Annotated in this window: 15 protein-coding genes; 7 read left to right on the top strand and 8 right to left on the bottom strand. The window is 36.2% G+C overall.

What is annotated here, in order from left to right:
• Positions 1-57: 57 nt before the first annotated feature.
• A complete protein-coding gene (locus UCH001_RS04850) occupies positions 58-705 on the bottom strand; it encodes an outer membrane protein assembly factor BamD (RefSeq protein ID WP_067174987.1) in 648 nt (215 codons plus the stop codon).
• A 166-nt stretch (positions 706-871) separates the two neighbouring features.
• Here UCH001_RS04850 and fliW point away from each other — a divergent pair, with 166 nt between their 5' ends.
• The 6 genes from fliW (at position 872) to hpf (ending at position 7853) form a co-directional block, all read left to right on the top strand.
• Complete coding sequence (gene fliW, locus UCH001_RS04845; RefSeq protein ID WP_067174984.1) at positions 872-1270, top strand: flagellar assembly protein FliW; 399 nt, start codon at positions 872-874, stop codon at positions 1268-1270.
• A 52-nt stretch (positions 1271-1322) separates the two neighbouring features.
• Positions 1323-5150 carry a hypothetical protein gene (locus UCH001_RS04840; protein WP_067174982.1) on the top strand — a complete coding sequence of 1276 codons (3828 nt, stop codon included), beginning with the start codon at positions 1323-1325 and terminating at the stop codon, positions 5148-5150.
• 2 nt (positions 5151-5152) lie between these two features.
• Positions 5153-5815 carry a hypothetical protein gene (locus UCH001_RS04835; protein ID WP_067174980.1) on the top strand — a complete coding sequence of 221 codons (663 nt, stop codon included), beginning with the start codon at positions 5153-5155 and terminating at the stop codon, positions 5813-5815.
• A complete protein-coding gene (locus tag UCH001_RS04830; protein ID WP_067174977.1) occupies positions 5812-6780 on the top strand; it encodes a type II secretion system protein in 969 nt (322 codons plus the stop codon). The genes UCH001_RS04835 and UCH001_RS04830 overlap by 4 nt, the downstream gene beginning before the upstream one ends.
• A complete protein-coding gene (locus UCH001_RS04825; protein ID WP_067174975.1) occupies positions 6780-7241 on the top strand; it encodes a hypothetical protein in 462 nt (153 codons plus the stop codon). The genes UCH001_RS04830 and UCH001_RS04825 overlap by 1 nt, the downstream gene beginning before the upstream one ends.
• 90 nt (positions 7242-7331) lie before the next feature.
• Positions 7332-7853 carry a ribosome hibernation-promoting factor, HPF/YfiA family gene (gene hpf, locus UCH001_RS04820; protein ID WP_067174972.1) on the top strand — a complete coding sequence of 174 codons (522 nt, stop codon included), beginning with the start codon at positions 7332-7334 and terminating at the stop codon, positions 7851-7853.
• A gap of 20 nt (positions 7854-7873) precedes the next feature.
• Here the strand turns inward: hpf and recG are convergent, their stop codons facing one another.
• The 7 genes from recG to UCH001_RS04785 are packed head-to-tail and all read right to left on the bottom strand — an operon-like array spanning position 7874 to position 14471.
• A complete protein-coding gene (gene recG / locus UCH001_RS04815; RefSeq protein ID WP_067174970.1) occupies positions 7874-9694 on the bottom strand; it encodes an ATP-dependent DNA helicase RecG in 1821 nt (606 codons plus the stop codon).
• The gene (locus UCH001_RS04810) at positions 9681-10931 is read right to left on the bottom strand and encodes a pitrilysin family protein (RefSeq protein WP_231963971.1); all 1251 of its coding nucleotides are present in this window, start codon (positions 10929-10931) and stop codon (positions 9681-9683) included. The genes recG and UCH001_RS04810 overlap by 14 nt, the downstream gene beginning before the upstream one ends.
• 44 nt (positions 10932-10975) lie before the next feature.
• Positions 10976-12025 (bottom strand): dehypoxanthine futalosine cyclase, encoded by a 1050-nt coding sequence (locus tag UCH001_RS04805; protein ID WP_067174967.1) that lies wholly within the window; start codon positions 12023-12025, stop codon positions 10976-10978.
• On the bottom strand, positions 12009-12509 hold the full coding sequence (locus UCH001_RS04800) for a hypothetical protein (RefSeq protein ID WP_231963970.1): 501 nt from the start codon (positions 12507-12509) through the stop codon (positions 12009-12011). The genes UCH001_RS04805 and UCH001_RS04800 overlap by 17 nt, the downstream gene beginning before the upstream one ends.
• Positions 12493-12789 (bottom strand): AtpZ/AtpI family protein, encoded by a 297-nt coding sequence (locus UCH001_RS04795; protein WP_067174963.1) that lies wholly within the window; start codon positions 12787-12789, stop codon positions 12493-12495. The genes UCH001_RS04800 and UCH001_RS04795 overlap by 17 nt, the downstream gene beginning before the upstream one ends.
• The gene (gene hemL / locus UCH001_RS04790; RefSeq protein ID WP_067174961.1) at positions 12786-14072 is read right to left on the bottom strand and encodes a glutamate-1-semialdehyde 2,1-aminomutase; all 1287 of its coding nucleotides are present in this window, start codon (positions 14070-14072) and stop codon (positions 12786-12788) included. Before hemL ends, UCH001_RS04795 begins: the two co-directional genes overlap by 4 nt.
• 54 nt (positions 14073-14126) lie before the next feature.
• Positions 14127-14471, bottom strand: coding sequence for a cytochrome C oxidase subunit III (locus UCH001_RS04785; protein ID WP_067174959.1), 345 nt, complete (start codon positions 14469-14471; stop codon positions 14127-14129).
• A 70-nt stretch (positions 14472-14541) separates the two neighbouring features.
• Between UCH001_RS04785 and folD the strand changes: the two genes are divergently transcribed.
• Positions 14542-15384 (top strand): bifunctional methylenetetrahydrofolate dehydrogenase/methenyltetrahydrofolate cyclohydrolase FolD, encoded by an 843-nt coding sequence (gene folD, locus UCH001_RS04780; RefSeq protein WP_067174957.1) that lies wholly within the window; start codon positions 14542-14544, stop codon positions 15382-15384.
• Position 15385: the final 1 nt, after the last annotated feature.

Raw genomic sequence — 15385 nt, 5'->3', positions numbered from 1 at the left:
AGCTCTTATGCGATAATTAGATTGTATAGTAAAGAAGTAAATAAAAAGTTATAGTGTTTATTGTTTTTCAAACCAAGAACGATACCAAGGGATTTTTGGTTCGACGATTTTTGCTTCACCAAGTGAAGATTTTTTGAGTTTTTCGTCATATGCTTTTGCTGCTTCTGGTTTATCAACTCTTGAATACAAGTCTTTGATATTTGAATCTAAGAAATATTCACCTAGCTCTAATCGTAATAAAATCGTCTCAGCTAATGGTCTAAATTTTGAATCTGGATAACGTGCTAAAAAATCTTTTGTTTGATTGATGGTATCAATCAATAGTTGCTGATTTCTATTTGGGTTTGGGAATGCCTCATAATTTGCTTTAATCTTCATAAAACGAACATGATCTGCATTTGCTTTACTTCCATAACGCTTCAAATACTCATCAAGATAAAAGTTAGCTAGTACATACTCTTCATCTTGCATATGTGCATTGGCAAGCATCATCATAGCATCAGGTAAAAGTGGTGATTCAATATGCTCACTGGCTAATGAAGTATAAAGCGAATCGGCTTTTTCTAAATCTTGACTTTTTATTTGTTTTGCAATCTCTTCGTACCAATAGGTTGCGGGCATATTGAAAACCTCTTTATCCTTGGAGGCACAACCGCTCATAAAAGCCACTAATGACGCCACAATAAGAACATTTGCTATCTTCATTCACTCTATCCTTTGTGTTAAAAAAACCTATTGTATCTTCTTTTTTGTTATCTTAAAATAAAAATGATTTTTTTTGCTTTGAAGTACATTTCTTTCAAACAACTTGCCTCATTTAACGTACAAAATGATACAATAGATAAAATATTTGTTTTTTAAAAGGAATAATATGATCTTTTCTGTGAAAGCACCGATCCCTGGATTTGAATCAATTAAAGAAGCAGAACTTGAAAAAGTTGATGATTTCTTCGTAAAATTTATATCAAAGTCCGATGCAACAACCTTTGTTCTTATTAACCCTTTTATGATTCGTCCGTATGAATTTGAAATTCCTGAGTACTTTAGAGCATTACTAGATATCAATGAAAAAACTACAAATATTCTTATTTTAAATATTATGATTGTTGCGACACCTATTGAAACCTCAACAATTAACTTTATCGCGCCTCTCGTATTTAATGTTGATAATGGAACAGTTGCACAAGTTGTTTTAGATGCAAATCAATATCCTGATTTTGGATTGATGGAGAGTATTTCGCAATTTTTAAATAAAGAGAAGTCTGAGTAAAATCCAGATATATCCATTTTGGATTTCATTTGTTAAAATACGGAGGTTGTCTATGAAAAGTAACTACCTATCTTTTTTTCACTCTGTATCTAAAATTACTGTGTTATGTATTCTTGTAACTAGTATTTCTTTTGCTGGATGGATTACCAAGAATGAACGTTCTTTTAGCTTAAGAAATACAAGTGGTACTTCTGGAGTTAATATCTATGGTGATTTTAACGTAACTGGAGCTCCCATATTATGTGTTAAGAATGGAACAAAATGTGATTGGAACTATACTGGTTTATTGGCAAATGCAGACAGTATGTTCTTAACAGACATACCTACATCACAAATTCCTCTCAACTCTTCTAGTGCAACTTTAACGATTCCATCAGATGCAAATATTACTAAAGCTTATTTATACTGGAATGGGCATATACATGGAACAACTGCAACACAGTTAGCGTATGATACTGCAACTTCAGGCTTCAACAGTGTCATTTTTCGAACTCCTGATGGCGTAGATCACACGATTACAGCTAATGCAAATGATTCAACTAAAGTTAATTATTATGCCTATCTTAACAACACCACTAATATTAAAGGATTTCGTCTTTTCTATCAAGCGACAGCAGATGTCACTGATATTGTCAAAAATGGAGGATACGCTTCAAATAAAAAAACTTTCACTGTAGGAAATATAAAAACAACTGCAGGTCTAGATAGTACTATGTATGAACCTGAAATTGCGGGAAATGTTACATGGGGTCCAATGGGTGGATGGTCTCTCATTGTTGAATATGTAAGACCAATCGCATCTGGTCAAAAATATAAAAATGTATCGATTTATGATGGTTTTAAATTTTTACTTCCTCCAACCAATCAAACAGAATCGATTGATATTAATATTAGTGGATTTTTAACCCCATTAAGTCAAGTGCCAACTGGATCTATGGCTTTCTATGCTATGGGTGCAGAAAAACAACTTACAGGGGAAAAAGTAAAATTAAGCAATAAAAGTGGTACTCTACAAGATGTATATAACAGTGTAAATCCTGTTGGATCATTTTTGAATGATTCTATTTCCATTTTTGGAACTTTACTGAATAGCACACGTATTTATAACCCAGGTATTGATTTAGATGTTTTTGATATTAAAACAAGTTGTAAAAATAGTTCAGGAGCTACAGTAGCGTGTATTGATATGAATCAGACCAGCACTATATTGCAACTAAGTGTAAAAAATAATAATAATACAAGCGATCAATCTTTTCCTGGTATGGTTGCTTTTTCAGTAGACATGTATCAACCTGATATTAGTTCTTTTAGAAAAGAATCCAATACAACCCCTACTCAAGCTCTTTATCCTGGTGATTATGTTCAGTATACATTAGATTTAAATAATTCTGGTAATGAAGCTGCTGAAAACATTACGATATATGACACCTTTTCTTCTTCTGTTGGTGGTGATATGCTCTTAGATATTATTGATCGTAATGCAACTGCTATTAAAAATAGTATCCGTCTCAAAACATCTTCAGAAACAAATTATCATTGTGCGATAGGATCAACAGATCCTGCCTGCGTCTCATTATTAAAAGATGCTAATTGTTCAGTAGATTATGCAGATAATAATATTTCCAAAGCAACGAAAGTATGGTGTAATGTTCCATATATGGCTGTCAATGCCCGTGAATTAATGAAATTTTCTGTAAAAATACGCGACGATTATGATCAAACATTATCTGAACAAAATGTTACTAATGTTGCATACACTCATTATTATAATGCAGCGACACATGAAGCAGTTTTATTAGAAGGAATGAGCAATATTAATACAGCAGGAACAGTTGGTGGACTTGTTACATCTCCTTCTCTTATAGATATTGTTGACACATATAATAATGCATACAACTATAATGTCCTTGACGGATTAAAAACAAGTATTGCCAATATAAGCAATAAAACCCTAGAAGCTGTCTTTTTGGGTAGTAATACTTCGAATCCTCAACCAACAATTTATAGCAGTGCTTCTTACGATATGCTCATTTTATTCAGATTATCTAATAGTATTTGTACAGAGGATAATCCTTTAAGTAGCACTACTGATGTAACCGCTACTTTTGCTCGTGATGGTAATCAATATACCGCTGTATCAAATTCTTTTACATTGGTTAATCAAGCAAAACGAAATGCCCGTATTAAAGCTCATTTTATCGATTGGAATAAAGTATCGTTAAATTTAGTAGGAAACAACTGTACAAATAATAGTAGTATTACTGGAAATTTAAAAGGTGTTCCACAATGCCTTAATGGAAATGAAGATAAAATTGATGACATTATTCCATATGATGTGACAGAATGTATAACTGCTCCAACAGGAAAAGATGCTCCTTGTAATTCGAATGCTTATACAAATGCTGGTAGTAAAGGAAATATCTATCCTCCAAAGTACAATAATGCTTACGGTTGTCTTATGTGTCTGTCAGATAAAGTTAATGGATCAACCAATTGTTCTCGTGATAATTTTGCTATTCGTCCAAATGATTTCAATAGTACAATTGCAGCAAACCAACAATTTATAGCCGATCAAAATACTACAATTTCATTTTATGCTAATCAATTCAATGGAACAGGTACGACAGATTATAATGAGACAGTAAACAGCTCTTTTAAAGTAGATGTTAACATCAGTGATAGTAGCAAAACATGTGCCGTTCCTTCTATTGAATTTTCACCTTCAATTGATTTTACAAATGGACTAGTTACAAGAACATATTCGCTTCCTAATGTTGGTGATTTTAATATGACAATACATGAAACCAGTGGTTCTGAATATGCCCTTGTTGATGCAGACGATACACCAGATGCTCAACGTTTTATTTCTCCTTTCACGAGACAAATCAAAGTTGTCCCAAATAGTTTTACTATTGATGGTAATTTTACAAATGGTGGAAATGGCTTTACATATCTTTCCAATTTTGAAACATATCCCAACCCTGCTGATAGAAACATTTCTGCATTACTTGATCTTAATATTTCTGCTCGCAGTGCTACAAACGCTATTCTTTCTAATTATACATCTCTCTGTTATGCTAAAGATGCAAATCTTACCATCAATACAGCTACAGTTGGAAACACATTGACAGGATTAAACAGATTACTTTGGTATGATAGATTACATGATCTCAATGGAAGCATAGCTTTAGCAAATATTTCAAGCTACACAATGCCACTCAATAATACACAATTTGACAGTAACGACGCTAATGGCACAGCACAAGTTCAATACCTTGTAAATTTTGATCGTAACATGACAAAAACTGTGCAACCTTTTATTTTTCGAATAAGTGATGTCAATACATCTAATCAAGATAATCGCACAGGAACAAAAGCTTTTACAGATCAAAACGCAACATTTTATTATGGTCGGGTTTACTCAACAGATTATAGAGGAACAAGTCCTATTAATACAACGATTCGTTATGAGATTTATTGTAATGAATGTATAAAAGCTAATTTCAACATCACAGGGTTACAAAGTCCTACGTCATTTTATTGGTATCAAAATCCTCTCCATACAAACACAACATTTGGAAATGTTTTTCAATTTACTAAAATGGGTACTACTAATATTGCAAATCCAAATCTAAGTACTATTAATGCAAATGGCTTTGATACTAGCCATACACTTACAAACGCTACAGCTCCATATACTGATCGTATTCATATGCGACCATCTTCATGGCTCATTTATAATCCTTTCACTAGCTCAGCTACAACGAATGATTTTAATGTTGAATTTATTAATTCTGGCAACTGGGCAGGGCAAGGTGATCTTGGAAAAACCGTTGATGTAAATGCTTCAACACGAACAAATCGTCGAATGGAGTGGTAGTAATGCGTTCTGCTATGTCAATGTTAGAGCTTGTTTTCGCTATTGTAGTCATGGGCATTGCCGTTATGAGTCTACCACTTATCCTTACGCAAGTACAAACAAACAATACTTTTTCATTACAACAAGAAGCTATCCTTGCAGCAAAAACAAAGATAGGTGATATTTTGACCTATGAATGGGATCACAATAGTTATGACGCAGCAGCTCAGAGATCATTTGTTCTAACAGCAATCAATGGTGATGGAGATTTGAATTGTTCAGCTACAACTTTTAGACGAATAGGACATGTCAACGCAGATTATAGACGTAAATGTTCTCTTGCTGGTGATACAGCATCTGCAATTGGTACTGATGGACTTGATGATATTGATGATTTTAATGGACAAGCTACAACCATTACTGCCACTTTAGAAGGAGCGGGAACACTTGATTATGTTTTTACTGCACTAACATTAACGCCAACAATAACTTATGCCAGTGATACTGCAACATATAGTAATACACCATTGAATAATTTTACATTTAATCCTAACAATGCAAATGTTAGAACAAATATAAAAACCATTGCAGTCACAGCTTCAGGAGGTAACCAAAATATTACCTTGCGTACTTTTTCATGCAATATAGGAGAATCTTCTTTGCTTCCTTCAAGGCCTTACTTATGAAAAAGCACCCTGCTTTTACGATGATAGAACTCGTAATGGTCATCGTTGTTTTTGGTATCGTTGCTAGTATTGGATCAGAGATTGTTGCTAAACTTTATGAGAACTACCTTCGGACACGCGCCATTACCCGCCTTGAGAGTCAAACAGAAATCGTATTAGAACAAATAGCTAAACGCCTACAGTACCGCATTAAAGATAGTGTAAGAGCGAGTAATGATAATGGTGTTAATTGGGTTGCACTTTCTAGTGCTGTTCCTGGATACAATATTATTGAATGGATCGGTGTTAGTAATGAAAGCTTTTTAGGTGAGCACAATGGAACATCTGTCGTTCCTGGTTGGAGTGGATTTATTGATATGAGTGATGTCAATACAAGCCATGCGAGTAGGACACTTTCATCACCTGGAAGCCGACTTGATTTTACAAATGACATTATAAAAGCTCTTACAAATAATTCTGTTTCATTAGATGCAACAGCTGGAGCAAAAAGACCTGGACTTTTTTTCAAAGGTCCAAAACCAGGTACATTTTCAAATTATTATGAAAATGCAACAACGATTGCCAACAACCCCTATGCAAGACGTGTACGTTGCGTAAATAGTAATTGTGCAACTAACCTTACGATTCTTCAACTTAATTCCAATGTCGCTAATGATGACTTGATTGACTACGATGGAGATGGCTCTGGTGATCTTTTTGAACAGTACTATCTCTCACATACCGCTTATGCTCTTGTACCAGTAGGCAATGCTAATGATTTTAACCTTACCTTACATTATAACTACCAACCATGGGAAGGAGAGAATTATGCCGTGAATGGAACATCTTCTATTCTTGCCCAAAATGTAAGTACATTTCGTATACTTCAAATAGGTGATGCCATTCGTATAAAACTGTGCATTCATGATAATAATCAAAGCGGTAACTTTGACTTTAGTGCTTGCAAAGAAAAGGCGATATTCTAATGCGTAAAGGTTTCTCACTTATCACTGCAATTATTTTTATCGTCTTAGTTGCTACTATTGCTGCTTTAGCACTCTCTTTTTCAACGTTTTCAACGAAGCAAACCAGTGATCTCTTCCTTCGTGAGCAGGCAGAGCTTTTGGTACAAAGTGGCACAGAATACGCTCTCCTTGCTATCAGTGGACATGACATCAATACAACAAATGGCTGTTTAAATGCTATCAACGCACAATATCCCCAAGCAGGGGCTACAGCGATGTTCGATATTAATGTAACGATCAATTACTTAGGCAGAGGACTAGCATCAGCTTCTAATAATAACTGTAATATCCTAAGCGATCTTGTTGCAACTGATGATTCTAACATCACCGTTATTATTGATACAATAGTTTCAACAACAACGGACAATAATATCTCAACAGAACCCATTCGCTTACACAGACGAACCATCCAAAAGCCGTAATTTCAGCTTTTAAACCTCCTTTTCATTTAAGGTTTTATTTGTTATACTGACTTCATAAACCCTTGAAAAAGGGAAGGAAAAGGAGACAAGATGAACACAAGTATCGTAGGAAAACAATTTGATTTGACCGAGCCTATCAAAGCTTACATTGAAGGTGCAGTTGATGCTCTTGGCAAATACAATTTGGACATTATCTCTGTGCGTACTGTGATCTCAGCGGATGAAAAAAATGGCAAAAAAGGCTTTAACGTTGAATTTGCTATTAACATGGCGCATAAAAACACTGTTGTTATTCAACAAAAAGACAAAGATGTCTATGCTGCGATTGATCTAGCGATTGAGCGTGCAAAAAAAGTTCTACGCCGTCACCACGATAAAATTAACACGCATAAGCCTATTGAAGGCCTTGAAGCAGTAGAAACACCTGAAAATGCGGAAGGAAGCGATGATGAGATCGTTCCAATGCGTCTTAACAGCTACAAACCTATTGAGGTTGAAGATGCTATGAATGAACTAAAAGCTTCAGATAGACAATTTATTGTATTCCATGATATGGAAGATAAATTCCGCGTTATGTATAAAAAAACAGATGGAAGATTTGGTCTTTATTAAACCTAAACTTTGAGGAGGCTTTACGCCTCCTCAACTCTTTTTTTTGCCTCTTTTAAAATTTCTTCATCACACCCCATTTCAAACCAAACCAATTTTTTACCACTTTGAATGAGTCCGCCAACGACGTCTCCCCCTTGGCGGTACTCTAAATCCAATTCTGCGATTTCAAATCCATCCAATGTCTGGCTAAATTTTTCCAGTCTTTCACTTTTTGCAAGATTGGTATACAAATAGCAGTAACCTTTTAAACCATTACGACTCACACGTCCACGAAGCTGATGCAAACTAGCAAGTCCTAAACGTTCAGCACCAACAATCACAATGGTCGAAAGACGAGGAAGAGAGATACCTACTTCTACAACAGTCGTAGAGATGAGTAAATTACCCTCTTCTTTAAACGTTTTTAGAATCTCTTCTTTGTTTTTATCTTTACCATACGTAACAAAAACACCTTCAAAATGTTTTTCCCAAAAACCACGTCCTTCATCGATCGATTGATAATTGATCATTTCGCTCTCTTCCACAAGTGGATAAACAATGATACATTGGTGTTTTTGTACAATTTCATTTTTGATATGTTCAACCAAGGCTTTAAAATCTTTTTTAGCGATGACTTTAGTGGTAATGTCTTTAGGAAATGGAAGCATTTTAATAAATGAAAAATCGACTAAAGAGGATTGAATCATACTGAGTGTTCGTGGAATTGGTGTGGCGGAAAACTGCAAATAATGTGGATGCCACGCTTTTTTTGAAACAAGAGCGGAGAGTAAAGAACGCTGTTTCGTGCCAAAACGATGCTGTTCATCAACCATCACCAGTGCACAGTGTGGGAGTTCTCTATACAGTAGAGCGTGTGTCCCAATAATAAAATCAAAATTCTCTATATTTTTCTTGCTATCAGCTTCTTGAGTAATCAAAATCGTCTTAATATGCTTTGGTAAATACTTTACAGCTTCTTCATAAAGTTGATTGGCAAGTACCGTGGTTGGGGCCATAAGAACGGCTTTTCTAGGATATGTCATCATCACAGAAGCCAATATCACCATCGTTTTTCCGCAGCCTACATCACCCATAATGACACGTTTTGCTGCATTTTCACTTAGAAAATCTCGCTTAATTTCACCAATAACTTTTTGTTGATCGGCCGTTAATGTAAAAGGAAGCGAAGCTATAAAAGGTTTTTCATCACCATCTAGCTTAGCACATGAAGGGAAGCTTACTTTTTTTCCAGAAAGCTTTTTGAGATAGTTATGTATTTCGACATATTTCAGTACATTTAGGATGGATTCTGAGTAACCAAAACTACTTATAGTACTGGCTTCTTTAGCACTCGGGAAATGCAGACGTAAAAGCGTTTTAGCTTCTTTTTCGTTGAGTCCTTCACGTAAGAGTGCATCAAGTGTAAGATAGCGTTGCATCAAACTTATCACCGTTTTATTTTGAAGCGGTGTTTTATATTTTGGAATTAATGTATTGATGGTTGTGATGATTTTTGGCTGAACCATTTGCAATCTGCCACCATTGTAACTTACTTTTCCATGGATAAAGAGTTCACTTCCTACTCTAAATTGTGCTTTATGATAAGGCTTGAACGCAAAGATGACTCCATCAAGATGGGTATTCCAGGATTCAACGTAAAATGCTATTTGAAATACTTTAGGACTTTGTTTTACAGAGAGGACTTTAACCGCTATTGTGTTAGTCTGCTCTAAAAGAGGTGTAGGCGTAAGTGTTGTGTTTTCGTAAGAATGAGGTAACAGGAGCGCTAAATCTAAAAGCGTTCCTGCTCCTATTTTTTTTAAACGTTCTTTATCTATAGGGTCAAGATCAAGGTTTTGCACGTTTCGTGACTACCGAAAAGCTAAGTGCTGTGATCTCATCGTGTTTCTTTATGAAGCTGTTTAACTCTTCTAAGCTTAATGTTTCAATCTTTTCTAACTGCTTTTTCGAATGACCTAACTCAAATCCACTGTAGTATTCAAAAAATGCGCGAGAAAGTCGTTGAGAAAGCGTTTCGTTTCGAAGAGGTTCACTCCCTAATAAAAAGCGCTTAGCTTGAGCAAGCTCTTCTGCGCTTACACCCTCTTCTACAAAACGTTTGATCTCTGAAGCAACAACTTTTTTGGCTTCGTCTAAATTCTCATTTTTAGTTTGAAGATGCCCTGTAAAACTACTGCTCGATTTACCAATATTGCTTCTACTGTAACTTGAATACGCAAGTCCACGTTTGACACGTACTTCTTCCATCAAACGGCTTCCAAAACCACTCTCGCCTAAAATAAAGCTTGCAACTTTTGCTTTATACGCTTCAGGGTCGCCACTTTTCATGTAAAAAGGGGCACCAAAGTAGATATAGGCTTGCTCACTTTCTTTATCGACAATCAACTCTTTGGCGTTTTTATTCGCGTCATAATAGGCAATTTCTCGACGCTTTCCATGTTTAATTTCAGAAAGAACCGGTGCAATTAATTTTTTAAGTTCCTCTAACTCAATGTCACCACCTGCAACAATGATAAGACTCTCCAAATTTACACGTTCTTTATAAAAATTTTCAACATCTTTGAGTTTCAGTGCTTTAATACTTTTGACATCACCACTATATGCATGCGCAAAAGGGGTATTCTCAAAGATCAGTTTTTGTAAATTAAGATTTGCGATGTAGTCAAAATCGCTCTCTTTGTTTGAGAGCATTCCAAGGGTTAAAAGCTTGATTTTGTCAAAACTTTCTTTGCTAAAGTTAGGGCTTTTGAGTAATTTTTTGAGCATATCCATAGCGTAAGGAAACTGCTCTTTAAGGGCAGAAGCTTCAAATACAAGGGTCTCAACGCCACTATGAGCACCAAGGCTAATCGCACGAAATTCCAATTCTTCTGCAAAAGCTGTTGAGCCCATCTCTTTGGTTCCTTCACCAAGCATAGCAGCTAAAAACTTCGCGATACCTTCATTGGCACCATCTTCCATACTTCCAGCATTTCTAACAACAAGTTGTACTGAAGCAATAGGCAAAGAGGTATCTTTCTCAAATACCACAGGGATTTCTACACCATTTACATTGATTTGACTGACTTCTTGAGCCACTAATACTCCTTGTACCAAAATCATTATTGTTAACAACACTTTTTTCATGCAAATTTCTCCAAAATCGTGTACGAAGTATCACGTTTGGCTGGTATTGAACCAATATCTTTGATGAGCTTAATCATCTCTGTTTGGTTCATTCTATTTGCTGCTCCTGCAGCTTTGACCACATTTTCTTCCATCATCGTACTACCAAGATCGTTTGCCCCAAACATGAGCGCTAGTTGGCCGATGTAGCTTCCTTGCGTGACCCAAGAGCTTTGAATATTTTTAAAATTATCCAAATACAAACGGCTTACCGCTAAAAGTCTAAGATAGCGGTTGGCTGATTGTTTTTTAATTTCAGGATGCTCTTCTTTCAGCTTTGTATGATCACTTTGAAAACTCCACATAATGAACGCTCTAAACCCACCTGTTTCATCTTGAAGTTCTCTGATTTTTTCCCAATGCTCAATAATTTCTTCATCCGTTTCTAAGGTTCCAAACATCATAGTAGCCGTTGAGCGCATGCCTATTTTATGGGCTGCTCTATGTACACCTAACCACTCATCGGTTCCTAGTTTTTTAGGCGCGATAATGTCACGAACACGGTCGCTCAAAATCTCTGCACCAGCACCTGGGATGCTATAGAGTCCTTTTTTTTGAAGACGAAGGAGTACTTCTTGGTAACTAATTTTAGAAATTTTAGCGATGTAATCAATCTCGATGGCTGAAAAACCATGAATCGTGATACTTGGATAATTGGTACTAATCCACTCTACCAACTCTTCATACCACTCGATTTTAAGCTTTGGATGCACACCACCTTGAAAAAGAATCTGTGTCCCACCAATTTCAATCAACTCTTCAATCTTCTGACCAATCTCTTCAAAAGAGAGCACATACGCTTCATCCTCTTTATGATGGCGATAAAATGCACAAAATTTGCAATCAACCCAACACACATTGGTATAATTAATGTTACGATCAACAACAAATGTCGTGAGATTTTCAGGATGAAGTTCCATCTTTCGTTTAAACGCCATTTCGCCTAGTGTATTCAAATCTGCCTCACGAATTAAACGTAAAGCTTCTTCATTACTCATTCGTTTCATTTAAACCCTTTTTCACAAACACAACAGATAAAAAGCTTGAGAGCGGTACCACACTTAAGCCTATAAAAAATGCAACTGCATCTAATGTCTCATGGCGAATTAAAAAAAGTACCACTAAAAACAGCACGCCATATGAGAGAATACGATACAGTGAAAGTGCACTTTTATAGCTTAAAGCAAGATTTTGAAAGCTTTGTTTAAAACCTACTTTAGCGACTTTTGGATGAGCACTCTCTTCCTCATCGTTTTCTTCTTTATCGTCTTCATAGTATTTATCAAACTTATCATCAGGTATGAGCCCTGCATCAACACGACGCTTCACAAACGTATGATACGAACGAAATGATGCAAGTGTAATCAATAATGAACAGATAAAAGCCAGTTGCGTATTGAGTAACCAATGACCACCTTGCACCAATGAAAACACAATAACAACAAGATCACCTAAGAGATAAAAACGTAACAGCTTACTTGTCGTCTTCATCATCATCTTTTTGTTGTTGATATTTTTTATATCTCACATCGTCTTTAAGCTCATCAAGGGATGCAACATTTTTTTTGTATGCCTTATAGACATTTAAAATAGCTCCACCAACACCCCATGATACACCCACCCATAATAGCCATGGCGTATTAAACCAGTCACTCATCAGCATTCCAAGTCCAATACCAATAAGAATCGCCACTACAATGGAAATGCCTAAAGAGAGCTGTTCTGCACCTTCAATGAGTTTACCGTATTTTGGTTTTTCTTTTTCGCTCATGCAATCTCTTTAAAGACTTTTTGAGCTGCTTCGATAGTCTCTTCAATGATCTCATCGCTCATCGCATCGCAGATAAAACCTGTTTCAAATTGTGAACACGCAAAATAAAATCCTTCACGAAGCATACCCTGATGGAATGCTGCAAAACGAGTTGTATCTGACTTAAGAGCATCATCAAAATTTTTCACAGGTTTCTCATTAAAGAAGAAGCCAAACATAGAACCAATAGCGCCTACTTGAAGCGGTATACCTACTTCTTTTGCAGCTTCTTTTAAACCGTCAACCAATCTTTTTGCTTTCTTTTCAAGTCTTACATATAAATCTGACTCATCCACAATTTGCTCTAATGAAGCCAAACCTGCAGCCATCGCGACAGGATTACCACTAAGTGTTCCTGCTTGATAAACGGAACCATCTGGAGAGAGTTTATCCATCACTTCTGCTCGTCCTGCAAAGGCACCCACAGGCATACCACCACCGATAACTTTACCAAACGTTACTAAATCAGGAAGTGTTTGGTAGATACCCTGAGCGCCTTTTAGACTTGCTCTAAATCCACTCATAACTTCATCAAAAATCAAAAGTGTTCCATGTTTATCACAAAGAGCACGCAACTCTTCTAAAAATTTTGGATCGGCTGGAACAAACCCCATATTGCCTGCAATTGGTTCAATGATGATACATGCTATATTTTTAGAATTCTCAAAACATTTTTTGACACTTTTAATGTCATTGTATTTTGCTAAAAGCGTATGTTTTGTTAAGTCGGCTGGTACACCAGGAGAACTTGGACTACCAAAGGTGACTGCACCACTTCCCGCCTGTACTAAAAGTGAGTCACTATGGCCATGGTAACAGCCTTCAAATTTAATAATGTCATCTTTACCTGTAAAACCACGTGCTAATCTAATTGCGCTCATGACCGCTTCTGTTCCACTGCTCACAAAACGCACTTTATCCATGTCTGGGAAAATAGAACAGATAAGAGTTGCAAGTTTGGTTTCTGCCTTTGTCGGTGCTCCAAAACTAAGTCCTTTTTTAACAGCTTTAATCACCGCTTTTTCGATCGTTTTATTGGCATGTCCAAAAATCAATGGACCCCAACTTTGAACATAATCAACATAACGATTGCCATCTACATCGATAAGATAAGCACCTTCACCTTTTTTAATAAAAAGAGGCGTTCCACCTACACTTTTAAACGCACGAACAGGCGAATCAACACCACCAGGAATAACATTTCGTGCTTTTTCATACGCTTTAATGCTTTTATCGTAATGCATTGTCACAATTCCTTCATTCATTTTTGATTATTTTACAAAAAGTTTCTAAACAAACTACTTTTTCACTTCGCTAGAAACGTAATAATACAAGCTATCGATCTCTTGCCATGTTAAAAAGTACGTTGGCATAACGCGGTGTTGAGAGGTTAACGCTTGAAAAAAACGCTCTTTTGGCACATTGGTAATATTTGGGGCTTCAAGTGCAACCATCTTGCCTTTGTGCGGGTATTGAGAGATAACAGAACCTTCACCTTTTTCCCCATGGCACTTGTTACAGCCAATGCCTCTAGGGTTGGAATAAAGCATCTTCGCATATTCCATTTTGGTAATAAAGTCCTCGCTCCAAAGAGGAGTTGAGAGCAAAAATAAACATACATTACAGGTAAGCAAAAACCGCATCAAAACTGCTTTATCCTCTCTTTATTCGTAATTTGGTATAGTACCAAAAATGAACTAAAAGGATGTTTGAATGCAGATCCTCAATGGAAAAGCACTGTCAGATCAAATCAAAATTGAACTCAAAAAAGAGAGTGATAAGCTAAATGAAAAAGGCATTACACCAGGTCTTGCTGTTATTTTAGTCGGTGATGATGCGGCGAGTCAAACCTATGTCAAAATGAAAGAAAAAGCATGTGATACGGCTGGAATTTATTCGATTATTCATAAAATGCCAACCACTATTTCACAAGAGAAAATTTTAGAAACTATCTCTATGATTAATAATAATCCTAACATCGATGGCGTACTTGTTCAACTTCCTCTTCCAAAGCATATCGATACGACAAAAATTATTGAAGCAATAGACCCTAAAAAAGATGTCGATGGTTTTCATCCTTTTAATGTTGGACGTTTAGTTGCAGGACTAGATAGTTTTGTTCCTTGTACACCTCTTGGTGTTATGCGCCTTTTAGCGCACTACAACATTGATCCAAAAGGGCTCGATGCGTGTGTGGTGGGAGCAAGTAATATCGTTGGTAAACCGATGATGAATCTTCTTCTTAATGCAGGTGCAACGGTTGACATTTGCCATATTTTCACAAAAGATCTTAAATCGCATACACAAAAAGCAGATCTTGTCATCGTGGGTGTCGGTTGTCGAAATCTTATCAAAGAGGATATGGTTAAAGAAGGCGCTATTGTGATTGATATTGGTATCAACAAAACAGAAGACGGTCGTCTTGTTGGAGATGTCGATTATGCAGCTGTTTCTCCAAAATGTTCTTTCATTACCCCTGTCCCCGGTGGAGTTGGTCCTATGACCATCGCGATGTTGTTAGAGAACACCATCAAAGCAGCGAAGCATCGTTTATAAT

Origin of the sequence: Sulfurospirillum sp. UCH001 (genome assembly GCF_001548035.1) — a bacterium.
Lineage (GTDB): Bacteria > Campylobacterota > Campylobacteria > Campylobacterales > Sulfurospirillaceae > Sulfurospirillum.
The sequence above is the reverse complement of the archived record's forward strand: the minus strand, read 5'-3'. Positions and strand labels throughout refer to the sequence as shown.

Coding starts and splice junctions, on each gene's coding strand:
- UCH001_RS04795 (WP_067174963.1), bottom strand. CDS start 12,789: ATGAGCGAAAAAGAAAAACCAAAATACGGTAAACTCATTGAAGGTGCA.
- folD (WP_067174957.1), top strand. CDS start 14,542: ATGCAGATCCTCAATGGAAAAGCACTGTCAGATCAAATCAAAATTGAA.
- fliW (WP_067174984.1), top strand. CDS start 872: ATGATCTTTTCTGTGAAAGCACCGATCCCTGGATTTGAATCAATTAAA.
- UCH001_RS04835 (WP_067174980.1), top strand. CDS start 5,153: ATGCGTTCTGCTATGTCAATGTTAGAGCTTGTTTTCGCTATTGTAGTC.
- UCH001_RS04830 (WP_067174977.1), top strand. CDS start 5,812: ATGAAAAAGCACCCTGCTTTTACGATGATAGAACTCGTAATGGTCATC.
- UCH001_RS04825 (WP_067174975.1), top strand. CDS start 6,780: ATGCGTAAAGGTTTCTCACTTATCACTGCAATTATTTTTATCGTCTTA.
- hpf (WP_067174972.1), top strand. CDS start 7,332: ATGAACACAAGTATCGTAGGAAAACAATTTGATTTGACCGAGCCTATC.
- UCH001_RS04840 (WP_067174982.1), top strand. CDS start 1,323: ATGAAAAGTAACTACCTATCTTTTTTTCACTCTGTATCTAAAATTACT.
- UCH001_RS04800 (WP_231963970.1), bottom strand. CDS start 12,509: ATGAAGACGACAAGTAAGCTGTTACGTTTTTATCTCTTAGGTGATCTT.
- hemL (WP_067174961.1), bottom strand. CDS start 14,072: ATGCATTACGATAAAAGCATTAAAGCGTATGAAAAAGCACGAAATGTT.
- UCH001_RS04850 (WP_067174987.1), bottom strand. CDS start 705: ATGAAGATAGCAAATGTTCTTATTGTGGCGTCATTAGTGGCTTTTATG.
- UCH001_RS04805 (WP_067174967.1), bottom strand. CDS start 12,025: ATGAAACGAATGAGTAATGAAGAAGCTTTACGTTTAATTCGTGAGGCA.
- UCH001_RS04785 (WP_067174959.1), bottom strand. CDS start 14,471: ATGCGGTTTTTGCTTACCTGTAATGTATGTTTATTTTTGCTCTCAACT.